Below are 15,318 nucleotides of genomic sequence, written 5' to 3' on the forward strand. Positions count from 1 at the left end.
ATGCAGTTAGGCTTCTTTAATACTGAAAAGCAGGAGGTTGAGCTTCCTGCTATTCCAGGACTTCAATATATACCTGATTTTATTACGCAGCAGGAGCACCAATCATTACTTGCTGTTATAGATGCTTCTCCCTGGCTTTTAGATTTAAAGCGCAGGGTACAGCATTATGGCTATAAGTATGACTATCAGAAAAGATCTATCGACCGATCCATGAAGGTAGGCGAGCTCCCAGCCTGGGCACTGGAAATAGGCAAGAGAATGTATCAGCAGGAAATTATCAGCTTTACTCCGGATCAGGTAATCATAAACGAATATGAGCCTGGACAGGGAATCGCTCCACATATTGATTGTGAGCCTTGTTTTGAAAGTGTTATAATTTCTATGAGCCTTGGCTCATCCTGCCTAATGGATTTCTACTCAAAACGGGATATAAAAGCGAAGAAATCTATCAGACTAGATCCAAGAAGCTTGTTGGTCATCAAAGGAGAATCTCGATATGAATGGCTTCACGGGATTGCAGGCAGAAAATCTGATACTGTCAATGGTGAAAAAGTGAAGAGAACCAGAAGGGTATCACTTACTTTTAGAAAGGTGATTCTTAACTCGTAATCTAAAATCTATCTTATTCAATATTATGAAAGCCCTAGAGCATCCGAAATGTCCAGGGCTTTCATAATATTGTGTTATTTAGTTAATAGAAGGGCTGGTAACTGCCTGCGCAGATATCTCCGCATTCACCTGCTGCACTGGCTTCTTGAGCGTTTTCTCAAGCCGCACCATCGCATCTGTCAGAAAGGAAATGATGTCCTGCCATTGATCTCTATCAAAGTAATTCAGGCCCTCTTTCTTATATTCAATCCGGCTGGACTTTCTATTGTCTTGTGTATCCCAGATAAGCGAATCACCAAAAGCCCTCTCGATCTCATCCTTACGACTCAGCATCTTCTGAAAGATGGCGTCATTTTCTGCTTTGCTCTCTTTGGTAAAGTTGAGCATAACAGAAGCAGAGTGCGAGGTAATGGTGAAGGAATAAGGGCAGCTGCGCATACCAGAACCTGCGGAGAGCCAATGGTCCTTTGTAGGATTCACGTTCTGGTAAAGAGAAGTACGCTTGTTGATCTCCGGAAGCAGTTGCTGCCAGAACTCTTTCCTGATCTCGTAGCGGTGACTGTTTGCCTGACGCACCTGTGCCTGGTCCTGCGCTTTCTTTGCTAACCGAATGGTATAGTCTTCCGCATCACGAAGCGGGATAATCTGCTCTACATTCAGCAGTACTTTATCTCCCATTCTATAGGGCGTAACGCGATGGCATTGTAGTTTAATCCCGTAATTCAACAACCACAAGACCGTTGAGGTTACTTCCTTTCTGAACTTGGCAGCAACTAAAACAATACGCAGGCTATTCTCCTGGTTTAGCTTCTGCTCATAGTCATCATCATACTCGAAAAAGGCATGAAGCTTCTCAGCTGCCTGTTCTCCGGGAGCACACTTGTCAAGGTAACCCTGGTAGATTTGAATAATGTCAATGCCACTAAGCGTAGAGCAGTAGGATGCGTACTTTAACGCCTGCCATGTTACATCCCTGCCTGAGTCATCTAGCTTGTTCTCGATCACAACCAGGTTATACTCCTTGTCCAAAGCTAGTAGATCCAAACGCTCCTGCGTATCATCAAAGCCGCTGAACTCCTTCTGAATGATCAGGAAATCTTCCCCTAACGCTTCCGGATTTTTGGAGAGCCACTCCTGTAAATGGTATCGCTCTGAGTACTGCAACTCCCCAAAAGAAACCTGATCAATTTTAGAGAGGCTGTTGGTGTCTGGATTGATTAAGTACATGTTATAGCTACTAGTTTATCTGACTAAAAACATAATTACAACCTTGCCCCCATCCCACTGATAAAGGTATCCACAAAGCCTACGACTTTCCCTAACACCCGCTCGTAGATGGCTTTTCTTTCCAGTATCTTAGGCTTTACCTCCAGCATGTCTATTACATCATCCCGGAGCGGCTGACGCTCAGTAAAGAGATAATTACCTAGTAATACTTGTAACTTCAGGGGGTCAAGCTTCTCGTCATGGCTCATCTTATCAAAGGCTTCTTGCTGCTCCCTTGCCCAGAACTTTTCGAACTCCTCGGGTATATCATCTACATCTTCTATGAGAGGCAGATTTTCCTCAATAAACTTCTTGATTAGCTCACGCTTGCTGCGCAGGGTAGTTTCGCCAGTCAGTATATCAATGATGGCTTTCTCCTGTTTGTCCTGCTCTTCTTGAGTTGCTCCTTTCAGCTTAGCTAATAGCTTCAGGATATAAGCCACATTAATCTCATCCCTGTGAATAAGCTCCAGTTCAAAGTCTACATCGTCCAGAATGGACTCTTTCTCTTTTGCAGTACCTGTTTTTACTTTATCGTAAAGATCCAGATACTTGCTCTTATAGTCTTCAAAGCTTTGCTCTGACATAGCTAAGTGGCCAAAGCTAAAGTCGGCGAATGTGGTGAGGATGTTCTTAATCCGCATCAGCTCACGGAAAGATTTTACAAATTCAAGTTCTTCCTCTTCACTTGGTAAATTATCTACGCTAGCAACCGTAGGAGCAACCTTCAACAGCTCTGCAAAAGCAATGTTAAATTTCTCAACATACTCCTCATAAGGCTCCATCAGAATGATGTCTTTGGCATCCTTATTAGAGAACAGTGCTATCGCGTCATCCGTGGCTTGTTTTAGATTACGGAAGCAAACAACGTTGCCCTGCGACTTCTGCTCGTTAAGCACCCTGTTGGTGCGGCTATAAGCCTGTATCAGCCCGTGATACTTCAGGTTCTTGTCAACATATAGCGTATTAAGTGCAGGGCTGTCAAAACCGGTCAGGAACATGTTTACAACTAACAAAATGTCAATCTCCCTGTTCTTGACACGCTTTGAGATATCGTTGTAGTAGTTGTAAAACGACTGGCTATCCTTGGTAGAGAACTTGGTGCCGAACATGACATTATAATCCGCTATAAAAGCATCCAGCTTCTCGCGGGTATGACTGTAGGCAGTATAGGCTACCGTAGGCTCAGCAGCTACTAAAAGCTCGTCTTCTGAATAATCCGGAAGAAAGCCATTGGCCTCTTTGTCTACTTCGTTATCCGTCAAGCTGAAGATGGTGGCAATTTTAAGATTATGTTTGCCATTGTCTTTCCGCTGTTTTAAGAGCTCATAATACTTGATGAGGGTATCTACACTGCTCACGCAGAACATGCCTGTAAACTCTTTGCCATGCGTTTTCTTTGCATGGTTCTCGAGGATGTAATCCGTGATCTTCTCCAGGCGCTGCGGGGACTCCAGGAGCTCCTGCGTGTCTATATCTTCAACCTCAATATCAATCTCTGTTTTGCTTCCCTCCTTCTCTTTGTAGCGGCCCACGTACTCAACAGAGAATTTCAGCACATTCTCGTCTTTGATGGCATCGGTAATGAGGTACTTGTGCAGGCATTCTTCAAAGAGTTCTTTGGTGGTACGCTTACCCAATTCATTCTTGATAGCATTTTCAGCAAAGATGGGAGTACCTGTAAAACCGAACATCTGGGCTTTGTTGAAAAAGCTCTTGATACGGTTATGCGTCTGCCCGAACTGGCTGCGGTGGCATTCGTCAAAAATGAACACGATATGCTCATCGCACAGCTTGTCCATCTTGCCCTGGAACTTAGACTTACTGATTGCAGTGTTCAGCTTCTGAATGGTAGTAACAATAAGTTTTGTATCGCCTGAGAACTGGCTTACCAGCGCGCGTGTATCGTCAGTACCATCTATACTACCTGCCGAGAAGCTGTTAAACTCCTTTGTCGTCTGATAATCTAGGTCTTTACGATCTACCACAAAAACTACCTTGTGCACCCTCGGCAGCTTCATAAGTATCTGGCTTGCCTTGAAAGAGGTGAGCGTTTTGCCAGAGCCGGTGGTATGCCAGATATACCCGTTCTTGTCGCTGTTCTTTACCCTTTCAATAATAGCCTCAGTGGCATAGTACTGATAAGGACGGAGGACCATCAGTACCTTGTGCGTTTCGTTTAGCACGGTATACTTGGTTACCATCTTCGACATGTGGCAAGGCTCTAGGAACGCTTTTGTAAAAGCCTCCAGTTGGGTAGTGGGCTTATTGTCCTTGTCGGTCCAGTAGAAGGTATGCTTGAAGGATTGATGGCGGTTGTTGGAGTAATACTTGGTATTAACGCCGTTGCTGATCACAAACAGCTGCACATACTGAAATAAACCATGGGAAGCACCAAAGGAGTGCCTCTGGTAGCGGTTAATCTGGTTGAAAGCCTCTTTCAGTTTTAAGCCTCTGCGCTTGATTTCGATCTGTACCAGAGGCAAGCCATTAACCAGCACTGTTACATCGTAACGGTTTTTGTAAGTACCTTCTATACTTACCTGACGTGTGACCTGAAATTGGTTCTGACACCAGTACTCCTGCTGAATAAACTCCAGATAAATGCACTCCCCATTATCTTTGGTAAGCTGCATTTTGTCACGGAGTATCTTGGCTCGATCAAACACACTACCCTTGTTCAGGTGGTTGAGCACCCGACCAAATTCTTTATCCGTTAGCGTAACCTGATTATGCTTTTCTAGTTGGCTTTTCAGGTTGGCCAGCAATGCCGGCTCATCTTTGATGGCCACGTAGGTATAGCCTAATCCCTGTAGCTGCTTAATCAGGTTATCTTCAAGTACCTGCTCCGGTTGAGTTCCCATGGTTTAGTTGAATCGTCCTAGATGAACATTTGCTGCAGCAAGCCTTTCTTAAATTGCTGAGCTTGCTCCAGTTGTTTAGAGGTATAGTTTATTTTGTTATCAATTGAAGTTAAAAAGTTGACAATTTTTTTTTGCTCTTCAAGTATTGGTAAACCAATTTCAACTTTAGCGATATTACCTTTTGATATACCTAGAACAGAAGCACCTGTCGCATATCGCATCATTTGCAACCTTACTTTTCGTGACTGCATAAGATAGCCTTTAAAGCCTAAAGCGAATGCATTATAGTTATCACGGGCTATGTAGGTATGCAAACCAGCAACTACGGCTTCATTGTTCAGATTGACGATTTCGATTGCCTTGCCAATGTCTTTATAGTCTTCAGAAGCATCAGCGATAATCAAATCACCAATCTGGCAGTAACTGCTTTCGGGAATTCTGCTTACATCAACATCTTCATTGATATATGGTACATTCTCCTTTGTGATGTCGAAGTTAGAATTGAATTTAGTATGAATGTCACCGTAGTGTATATTCCTTACCGAACCTTCATCATAATTAAGCAAGCTCCTTGAATATGAATTTGTAGTATAAAACTCAAATACATTTCCCAGCTTCTTCTCCGCCCACTCCGGAAAGTCATTGCCGTTACCATCCTTGAAGCGAATTTGCTGGGAGAAGATCTGCTGCATAACCCCTTTTCTATACTTTTCGAGCAGTTTCTTCTTCTTGCTAAGCTGCTGAACCTTGTCGTCAACGACAGTAAGGAATGAAGCTACTTTTTGTTGTTCGTAAAGAGTAGGCAAAGTTACTTTAACAACTTTCAGAGTCTCCTGCCCAACATTATATCTTGTACTACCTCCACTTTTATCAGTGATTTCTTTTCTGGCAGATGAAGTTTTTAACAAGTAATTCACGAAGGCTGGATTATATTCCTTTGTTGCTTGCCCTCTAATTACAAACCCACCAAAAGTTGCAGTCTTATCCTTGTCCAAGTAAACATTTGACTGCCCAACTTCTTCCCTCGTTTCTGAGCTTCTTTGGAAAAGTATATCTCCATACTTTACTTTATTCTTCTCAAACTCTTTTTCTGTAATTTCTACTGAACCTATAATTTTATCATGTGTGATAAAATTATTGTTGATGATATCTAAAACATTGATGAATTTATAACCAGAGCCATATTTTTCCTTTTCAGCATTGACACCATTTTTAAAAGTTAAGAAATCACCTAACGTAGTTGTCACCCACTCCCTTTCAAATTCAGGAAAGCGCAAGGCAGGTACGTTCTTCACGCCTGCTATTATTTCTGCTGTTGCTTCCATAGTTTAAACTAAAATGGTTTAGCTATAGCTAACTCTTCACAATAATCAGCGATAGTTGTGTCGGTTCTTTGCATCTCGTCTTCTAGCTGAGCAAGTGAGGCGGCTACTTCGTTCAGGTCTATGGCTTCTTCCTCCTCAAAAGTGTCCACGTAGCGCGGGATGTTCAGATTGTAGTCGTTCTCTTCAACTTCTTTTAAAGAGGCTACATAACTATATTTTTCTTCAACCTTTCGCTCGCGATATGTATCTACGATTTTGTCTATGTCAGTTTTGCGGAGGTAATTTTGATTCTTCACCTTCTCAAAATGCTGTTCACCGCTGGCATTGATGAATAAGATATTATCGGCGTTCTCACGACATTTCTTGAAAACCAGAATACATGTAGGAATACTTGTACCGTAGAAGATATTAGCAGGTAGGCCAATTACAGCATCCAAGTAATTACGGTCTTCGATAAGGTACGTGCGGATGTGCCCTTCAGCAGCACCTCTAAACAATACGCCATGAGGCATTACAACAGCCATTGTGCCGTTCTCTGCCAGATGGTGTATCATATGTTGTATAAAGGCAAAATCTGCTTTAGAGCTCGGTGCTAATTTGCCGTACTGGCTAAAGCGGTCGTCAGACATATGCAGCGGGCCAGCACTCCATTGAGCTGAGAAAGGAGGATTCGCAACGATAGCTTCAAAACGCTGATCTAAATGCTGCGGGTGCTCTAGCGTATCATCCTGCCGAATATCGAACTTCTGGAAATGTACATCGTGCAGGATCATGTTCATGCGGGCCAGGTTATAGGTGGTACGGTTCATCTCCTGCCCGTAAAAGTTAGAGACTTCCTGCACCTCCTTAGCAACGCGCAGCAACAAAGAGCCGGAACCACAGGTAGGGTCATAAACAGACTTAAGCTTTGTCCTGCCCGTAGCTACTATCTTAGCCAATACTTTAGATACCTCTTGCGGGGTGTAAAACTCACCGGCTTTCTTACCAGCTCCACTGGCAAACTGTGCAATCAGATATTCATAAGCATCGCCTAGCACATCGGCATCGGCATCCTCCAATCTAAAGTCAATCTTATCCAGGTGAACAAGCACTTTGGCTATCAGCTCATTCTTGGCAGCTTCGGTACGCCCCAGTTTCGAAGACGTAAGATCCAAATCTTCAAATAACTTATTAAAGTCGTCTTCGCTTTCCGTACCCATGGTACTCTGCTCAATGTGCTTCAGAACCAGAGTGAGCTCTTCCAATATAAAGTTGCTTTCGCCTTCTTCCTTATTATTGGTGCTGCCTTTTCTGGCTATCTCGCTGAACAACTCAGATGGCTTGAGAAAATAACCAAGCTTGCCAAGAGATTCTTCTTTGATAGCCTCCAGATACTCCTGCCCTTCCTTGGTAGTTTCGTCTATATTTTTATACTTGATACCGTCTTCTGCCAGGATCTTGTTGGCATACAGGTCCATCTTTTCAGATAGGTACTTATAGAAGATAAAACCCAATATATAATCACGGAACTCGTCGGCATTCATTTTGCCGCGCAAGGTGTTGGCGATGCTCCAGAGCTGTTGTTCTAGTACTTGTTTGTAGTCTTCAGACATATTGCTGATAAAGATTGATGGTATTCTTATTTAGTTTATTTCTCACCAGAGACTAGCTGTCCCCTCGAACTGCCTGAGCTTTCAAGTGGTTAATACCGCTTGGTAGTCTCCAGCATTTCAATTCTTTCTTGCTGATCAGGCGCAAAGCCCTAAGTGTGTCTTCAGTAAGAGTTTGTGGATAGTAATTGTAAATTCTATAATTTATAACAAGATAGTTAAATTAATATATCAGAATCAAGTTTAAACTTTGGTCCTCTTATAGGCTAGTGGTAACTGCCTGAGTGGCTGGTGTTTTGATTTGAGTTACATCTAGATTTTTGCGGCCCTTGTCAAGTAGAGTAACTTCTATTGGCATATCTTTCTTTAAGGCATGCTTATTAACTAAATCTGATGTAATGAAGCCTTCAACTGAACCGTCATTAGATCTGAAAAAGCCAGCACCATTTGTTGTTAAATTTTTCACCTTTCCGCTAATAAAATCTAAGTTTACAGAGGGTAACTGTACTGGTGTCCAGTTTTTTATATTTACCTCTGGTTTTGGATTCTGATCAACATAGCTTTTAAACCACACCAGCACATGCATCATCTGGTAAACCAGGCTCGGCAGTAAGAACGGAGAAGTTACCTGTACCTTAGTTTCTATGATTTCATCTTCAGTTTCAGATATTATTTCATCTTCATGTTCCTTTGAAACATAGTGAGATCCGTTATTAGTCAATTCTTTTATGTTCTTAACATAGTCAGCTATCTCTTGCGAAAAAGTATTCTGATAAGTTGAAAGAATCTCATCATTAGGAAGTTTAACTTTTATACCCGCCAGGAACAGGTAGGACCAGGTAAGATTAGCGTTACCCTTATTGTTAAGGCATTTATTGTGCAGCAGCCCATAGTCATTACAAGCTTTGAAGAACGCTTCTAATACCTTCCTCAACGGATTAAAATAATGCTCATCGTAAGGAGTGCCGCTTTTGCTACTCTTAAGGTGCAATAATACATCCATTAGGAGCCGTCCTGCATCTTCTCCCACATACTTTGGTGTGCATGTATCGAAGGCCTGGCTATACTTGTGCCTTAACTGGGTGCATTCATCCTCATCCGCAGCTTTTTTTATGGCAGCGAACAATTCTTCCCGCTCATCAGGATCATTCTTTTTATAGTACCGCCCGTAGGTTTCAAAAAAAGTCTCATCATTCTGAAGTTTCGCTTGAGCAGACAAAATAAAGTAAGGTATAATTCTTTGGCTCCTTAATTGATCAAGGTAAGACACCATGCTTCTTAACCCTTTCAAGTTTTCAGTTCCTGTTACCTGCTCTTTACTCAAATAAAACTTGGCGTCTAAGAGAATGGCGTCATACGCATATATATTCTCTTTAAGAACTTCTATCCCTTCTTCGCTAGATTTGTATCCCTCGAGGATAATATTATTATCATCAGCGTCATTCCGCACATGAGGAAGCTGATCATACGCATCATCAAGCCACAATACTCTATAAGTCTTCATCGGTTATTTCTTCTGTTTCTAAACCTGTAACTAAAGGCAGGGTAATAGCAAAAGTAGTTATATACTCACCCTTGTCTCTAGTATTTAATTCTAGCTCACCTCCAAAATGTGACACTATTTTATGTATATCATAGCCACCAATTCCAGTATTACCTGTCTCTCCAGCTTTTGCATTGCGTTGTATAAACTTAGAGAGATCAAAGTTTTCTGGAAATGGAGTACCATTATTGCTAATGAGGACAACAACTGAAGGAGCATTCTCTAAGTCAGGACCAATCATGGTGTAGATATGTACCTTGTTATCATCGCTTGCTTCTTTGTGAAAGGCATGCCTGTGCGCATTATCCAGCAGGTTGTTGAGCAATATCCTGAGAAGGTGCCTATTGGCATTCACTAATACACCTTTTCTCCATACCATATCTATTTCAGCTGAATTCTTTGAAGTTAGCTGAAAAGCCCAGTCACGCAGTTGATTATTGTATACATAATCCTTAATGAATCCTGCTATATCAAGCACCTCAGTTGTATAATTCTCAACCAGTAGCTCGTCTTCATTGCTTTCAAGCAGGTTTGAGATAAACTTCAGATTATTTAATAAATCATCAAGAGCAGATCCTAAAGTAACATTATACCTCACGTTTAGTAAAGATTCAAGGGTAGTGGCCTCTCTGTTACCCGCCTGTCTTACTAAAAAAGACTTTATGGTTCTTAACCCAGAGACCAAGTTTCCTAAAGGTGTTCCAAGAGAATGCTTCAGGGTTGCCACCTGCTGAAACGAATCAAGTCCAAGCTTTTTTTTCAAACTCAGGAGCTCCTCCTCCTTTTGCTTGATTGTAGCCTCTCTCAGTTCTACTACCTTATCCCTCTGTGTCTCTAGCTTAGGCAGCCGAATTTTGATATTGGCCAGATCTTTCTTAGAAATAGCTGGCACTGTATCTCCTGTTCTATAAGCAGCTGCCTGCTTCTGTACAAGCTCAGAGTTCAGTTCAGCTATCAAGTAAGCCATGTCTATTCCAGAGTTCGCTACTTTATAAGCCGCAACATCAGCACTTACATAAACAGCACTTTCAGAGGCACCAGCAAACCAAGTTGGTTTTAATTTATCCCACCGCAATGCTATCAACAAGGCTTCTTCTGAAACTTCATAAGCTTGCTTTGGAATATCTGTATCTGCTTCCAGCGTATCGATTTGAACCTCAAAGTCTACATTATCATCCTTCAAGTCGCGTATCCTGACATACTTACCCTTGAGGAATTCATCTCTTACAGGCCTTGTAGCTAAAGGCGTAAGTACCTCACTTAGATTCACCAGCTTAGCTCCATTGGTGAGTTCCTGGAGTTGATCATCCAGATAGAGAAACCGTTTAGGATTTAGATTATAGTCCTGCTCTGCAATAGCAAACTTATCAATAAAGGCCGCTTCCGCAGAGATTGTATTTCTATGCAGTACCCCAAGCACAGCCTCTACATCAATTATACCTTTCTTCTTGGAATCGAAGGATACGCTCTTCTCAGCATTATAAAGCAGCGTCTGCCCCTTATGTGCTTTGTCCTTATTGAAGCCTAAGATCGTAAAGGGAACCGCTGTGTTAAGCAAAATACCGCCAGGGAACTCTATAACAAACTCCAGTAAGTCATTTTCAACTAAGTATTCTCTCAACCTAAAATTAGAGCCTCTGGTTAAGAAAGACTTATGAACAACTATAATAGCTTTTCTTCCATTTTCAATTAGGGGAAGAATATTCTCTACCAAAACTGAATCAATTATACTTCCGGTCGAGTACTTATTTGTACCGTACTTACTACCTTTCAGCATAAGCGGAGGATAGCTGATTATATAATCAAAGGGTACATCTTCAATCCATTCCTGCGCCGCATTGCCTTGTATTAAAGTTGCTTTGTTACTAATACTGTAAGCTACAAGCTTTAATACACCAAAAGCCCAAGCTTTCTGGTTTGCCTCCTGCCCAGTATAATTAACACCTCCTGGAAGGAATGGAGCTATAGTCGCTGTCTTGGCATAAGGATTATATACCTTTGCGCCATTCTCTAAAGTATAAATAGAGGCTAATAGCTGAGAAAGCTCTTTCGGCTGCTGATACTCAACCCCTACACCACTATACAAAACCGATAGCGTAAAATCCAAGCAGTAGTCAAAGGCATTGCCTACCCTTTCACCTATTAGTCTAATCAAACTAGGCTCGTTCATAGCTTGAATCAAAGCTAAAAGCTTTTCCTGACGTAGCTTGCGAAAATCCTCTTCAAATACAGCTATGGCAGTGAAGAAATCTTCATTCAGGCTCTTCAACCCTTTGCCTACCGCTATAGACTCCAATACATTTCTGAAGCCATTATGCTTGGCCTGAAGAATATCATCTGCAGAAAACCCTACGCTACTCAGCAAGAAAGTGCATGGAACAACTGAAAAAAAATCAGTATCTACCTCTCCTCTGATAAGATTAAACATGTTCCAAAACTTGTTTTCAATTTCAGCAGATAAACTCATAGTAGTCATCATAATTAATTAAGTAAATAAGTTTAACATCGTCGTTGATTGCCTTGACGATACAAACCTATTTACCATGTGTGCACTGTATCTGCACAGGTTATTCGTAGTTAGAAATTATTTTTTTTGCCTTGTCGAGTAGGCACTCCCTAAGTTGAGCCGGAGCTATCACAGTGATTTCCTCCCCAAATGAGAACAGCTGATTCTTCAATTCCCGATTTATATATAGCTCTAACTCCAACTCCACCCAGCTATTCTGATGTTCTATAATCTTTTGAGAGCCATGTATCGGTTTTGTCTGCAGGTATGGCCACAACTCTTTAGAGACCTTAATCCTAATTTTCTGTGGTACCGAATTAAGCGGTATGGTGACACCAATTACATCTTCAAATAAAGAACTGAAGTCAAAGCTCGTATTCTCCTCGAACTGCGTCCTGCACACCTCTAAGTTTTTTATTCGGTCCAAGGCCAGGTTCATCAGAAATCTATCTTCATGATTCCATCCGAACAGGAACCACCTGTTGTTAAACTGCTTCAGAAAATAAGGGCTTATCGTGTAAGTGGCTGGCGTGTCAGACTTGAATGGCTGATAGCTTATCTGTAGGGGTTGCTTATAGACTGCTGCATTGAATAGTGAAGATATAAATTCTATTCCTTGCAGGTACTGATTCTGTTCAAACTCTAAAACATGTTGGCTTGCTCCACCTAATGGTAATGAAGACTCTAACCTAGCTGTGATTTCCTCTACCCATTCAAACTGAGGCATCCCCTTGAAGCGGGCCAGTGTAGTCAGTGTTTCTCTTATCTGTAGTGCCTCATTCTCAGTGAGCGGCTCTTTGCTTATTGTAAAGTCTGCATCAGAGTATCTGTAATACACCCGTCTTCCCTCCTTCACCTTTTCTAAGGGGATACTCCAGCCCTGGCTGCTCTCCATAAAGCGAACATCATCATATAGCTGACGCCTTTGCACTCCTTCCTCTATCCCGGTAAACTCATAGATAGCAGTGTTGCATGCTTCAATAAGATCCTCTATAAAGTACTTCCTGCCGCGATTTCTAAAGCATCTATCTAGTGCTAAGTACCTGATTTGTGCCTGTCTGTTAGTAGACATCTTTGTTCTTCAGTAGTTTTCTGAAAGCTTGTTCAAGCTAAAAAGGTTGATAGATTTACTTGAGCCAGCAACCTAATTCCCGCTTTAAAAAGTTAGGAGCACATCAACTGGTGCTTGAACTCCCCATTACTTACAATTACCCTTTAAGTCCTAATACTTCAAGTTGATACCAGAACTCTGAACCATACAATTTGGAGGCTGTCTCCGGTTTGATATCAAAGAACTTCAGGTTCTCTACATAGGGAAATTCCTCTAGGCAGTCTTCTGGATCGAAGGAATCTTCTTCTCCGCTACTCATCCCTAAATCTTTTTCATAATTAACTATTAAGTATCCTTCATCTTCATCATCAACAAAATTTATGATGAAGATCTCTTTTGCCGCGCTGTTTACAGCAACTGCAGATAACTCTCCGTTTTCCTCTATGAATTGTAGCGCCTGTGAATAAGTCATGTCTATGTATATCTATTTTTAGAGCTAATATACTGTTTCTAAACACACTTCTTGAGGTTCTATAAACAAAACCTTGAGCCCTATAAATTATAGTCTATCAAATCACATCAACTGTCTCTGGGTACTATCGCTCAATTACTATCAAATGCATCCAAAGCAGTTCGGTAATAAACCTAATAAAATATATAAGGACAGTAATATATTTTAAAAACAATATGTTGTAACTTTAGTTATACAACACTTAGGATTTACATAAATTTGAATAGAGGTGTTATAACATTGGTTATACACCTAGTGCCACATTACAAATTAAATCTTTCAAGTTTTTAAGAAACGACATATGAATAACAGCTTAGAGTTGAGCAGCATTAACGAATTGCTCGGCAGGCAATTTTTTATCCCATCCTATCAGAGAGGATACAGATGGAATGAAAGACAGGTAACGGAGCTACTCGAAGATATATGGGATTTTGAGTTGAACCCTCCCAAGTCCAAGGACGATAGGTACAAGCCCTTCTACTGCCTTCAGCCTGTAGTTGTAAAACCGGTCAGTGATAATGAATGGGAAGTAATAGATGGCCAGCAGCGGCTGACAACCATTTACCTTATTCTTAAAGCGCTGGAAAACATCATTGATGGCAGCAACAAGAACTTTGGCAAGATCGAGTATGAAACCAGAGCAGAAAGCGAGAGTTATCTGAAGAACATAGTAGAATCAGAGAAAGACGCCAATGTTGACTATTACCATATCTACAATGCCAGCGTAACAATAAATAACTGGTTCGCCGGCAAAGCTGACGCAGGGTTCTCTAACGCTAGAGTTAAGTTTCTGACACCCTTTCTTGAGAAGACAAAGGTTATCTGGTATCAGGTCAATGATGACACCGAAGCAATAGATATTTTCACCCGCATCAACATTGGCAAAATCCCGCTTACGAACGCTGAGTTAATTAAGGCACTGTTTTTAAGACAAAGCAACTTTGCCCAAGGCGGTCAGGACAGTGTTAGGCTAAAGCAGCTCCAGATTGCCAGTGAATGGGACAAAATCGAAAGCATGCTACAGCATGATGCCTTCTGGTACTTCATCCATGAAGGAAATCAAAAATATGCCACCCGTATTGAGTACATATTTGACTTGATGAAAGGTAAAAATTCATCTCATGATGCCCATTATACTTTCTACGAGTTTCATCAGGACTTCCTCACAGACAAAAACATAGACCGGCTGTGGCTACAGGTTAAACAGCATTTTCAAACATTCGAAGAGTGGTACAATGACAGAGAGCTTTACCACTTAATCGGATTCCTGATTGCTACAGGACACTCTGTTACAACTCTTTTGCATGAGTCAAGACAATTCAGCAAGTCTGATTTTAAAGAGGATCTGAAAGCTAGAATTAAAAAAAGCTTTCAGTTAAGCTGCGATGCTATCACTGAACTCGAGTATAGTGACAGAAAGGTGGTAAGGCCTTTACTACTTTTGTTCAACATCCAGACAATCCTCAACAATAAAGCCTCAAACCTTCGCTTCCCTTTTGACAGATATAAAAAAGAGAATTGGGATATAGAACATATAAGGTCCGTGAAATCTGATATCCCTAAAGGGAGCTCCAAGCAAAGAAGATGGCTAGAAGCTGTTCTGGAGTACTATACCGGTACAGAGGACCCGCAAGAGCAGGAGAAAGCTTTTGCGAAGCTGGAAGATGCAGACAAGCGACTCGCGGTTGGTATTCATGCTTGCCTGGCACAAGATAAAATTACAGATGCTGAATTTGAAGACCTATATGATAGGGCGCTTGTTCTCTTCAAAGAAGACAATGAACCGGAGGGAATTAACTCCATTTCAAACCTGGCGCTTTTGGACGCAAACACAAACAGAAGCTACAAGAATGCGGTCTTCCCTGTCAAGCGTAGAACAATTTTGGAAAATGACATGCGGGGCACCTTCATTCCGCTTTGTACCAGGAATACTTTCTTAAAAGCTTATAGCAGCAAATTGGACGGGGTAATGTTCTGGCAGAAGAAAGACGCCGATGATTACCTGCAAGCGATTACCTCCACTTTGAAGCCTTACCTTATTTCCCAAAACTAAA

10 protein-coding genes are annotated in these 15,318 nt (G+C 41.5%); 2 read left to right on the forward strand and 8 right to left on the reverse strand.

Annotated elements, in window-relative coordinates; all coding sequences use genetic code 11:
* Window positions 1-609 carry an alpha-ketoglutarate-dependent dioxygenase AlkB gene (locus AC5FX6_RS10795; protein WP_493597061.1) on the forward strand — a complete coding sequence of 203 codons (609 nt, stop codon included), beginning with the start codon at window positions 1-3 and terminating at the stop codon, window positions 607-609.
* A 78-nt stretch (window positions 610-687) separates the two neighbouring features.
* Here AC5FX6_RS10795 and AC5FX6_RS10800 read toward each other — a convergent pair whose 3' ends face one another.
* The 8 genes from AC5FX6_RS10800 to AC5FX6_RS10835 all read right to left on the reverse strand — a co-directional run bounded on the left by AC5FX6_RS10800 (window position 688) and on the right by AC5FX6_RS10835 (window position 13,225).
* Entirely contained in the window at window positions 688-1,836 is a 1,149-nt protein-coding gene (locus AC5FX6_RS10800) for a DUF4268 domain-containing protein (RefSeq protein ID WP_493597062.1), read from the reverse strand.
* Window positions 1,837-1,871: 35 nt separating this feature from the next.
* Window positions 1,872-4,739 carry a type I restriction endonuclease subunit R gene (locus AC5FX6_RS10805; RefSeq protein WP_493597063.1) on the reverse strand — a complete coding sequence of 956 codons (2,868 nt, stop codon included), beginning with the start codon at window positions 4,737-4,739 and terminating at the stop codon, window positions 1,872-1,874.
* Between the two features lie 17 nt (window positions 4,740-4,756).
* Window positions 4,757-6,064: a restriction endonuclease subunit S gene (locus AC5FX6_RS10810; RefSeq protein ID WP_493597064.1), complete on the reverse strand. Its 1,308-nt coding sequence runs from the start codon at window positions 6,062-6,064 to the stop codon at window positions 4,757-4,759.
* 8 nt (window positions 6,065-6,072) lie between these two features.
* The gene (locus AC5FX6_RS10815; protein WP_493597065.1) at window positions 6,073-7,656 is read right to left on the reverse strand and encodes a type I restriction-modification system subunit M; all 1,584 of its coding nucleotides are present in this window, start codon (window positions 7,654-7,656) and stop codon (window positions 6,073-6,075) included.
* A 256-nt stretch (window positions 7,657-7,912) separates the two neighbouring features.
* A complete protein-coding gene (locus AC5FX6_RS10820) occupies window positions 7,913-9,157 on the reverse strand; it encodes a hypothetical protein (protein ID WP_493597066.1) in 1,245 nt (414 codons plus the stop codon).
* Window positions 9,144-11,675 carry an N-6 DNA methylase gene (locus tag AC5FX6_RS10825; protein WP_493597067.1) on the reverse strand — a complete coding sequence of 844 codons (2,532 nt, stop codon included), beginning with the start codon at window positions 11,673-11,675 and terminating at the stop codon, window positions 9,144-9,146. Before AC5FX6_RS10825 ends, AC5FX6_RS10820 begins: the two co-directional genes overlap by 14 nt.
* Window positions 11,676-11,763: 88 nt before the next feature.
* Window positions 11,764-12,774 carry a helix-turn-helix transcriptional regulator gene (locus tag AC5FX6_RS10830; protein WP_493597068.1) on the reverse strand — a complete coding sequence of 337 codons (1,011 nt, stop codon included), beginning with the start codon at window positions 12,772-12,774 and terminating at the stop codon, window positions 11,764-11,766.
* A 136-nt stretch (window positions 12,775-12,910) separates the two neighbouring features.
* A complete protein-coding gene (locus tag AC5FX6_RS10835) occupies window positions 12,911-13,225 on the reverse strand; it encodes a hypothetical protein (RefSeq protein WP_493597069.1) in 315 nt (104 codons plus the stop codon).
* 340 nt (window positions 13,226-13,565) lie between these two features.
* Between AC5FX6_RS10835 and AC5FX6_RS10840 the strand changes: the two genes are divergently transcribed.
* On the forward strand, window positions 13,566-15,317 hold the full coding sequence (locus AC5FX6_RS10840; protein ID WP_493597070.1) for a DUF262 domain-containing protein: 1,752 nt from the start codon (window positions 13,566-13,568) through the stop codon (window positions 15,315-15,317).
* Window position 15,318: the final 1 nt, after the last annotated feature.

Source organism: Pontibacter sp. LHS2 (assembly GCF_058932845.1).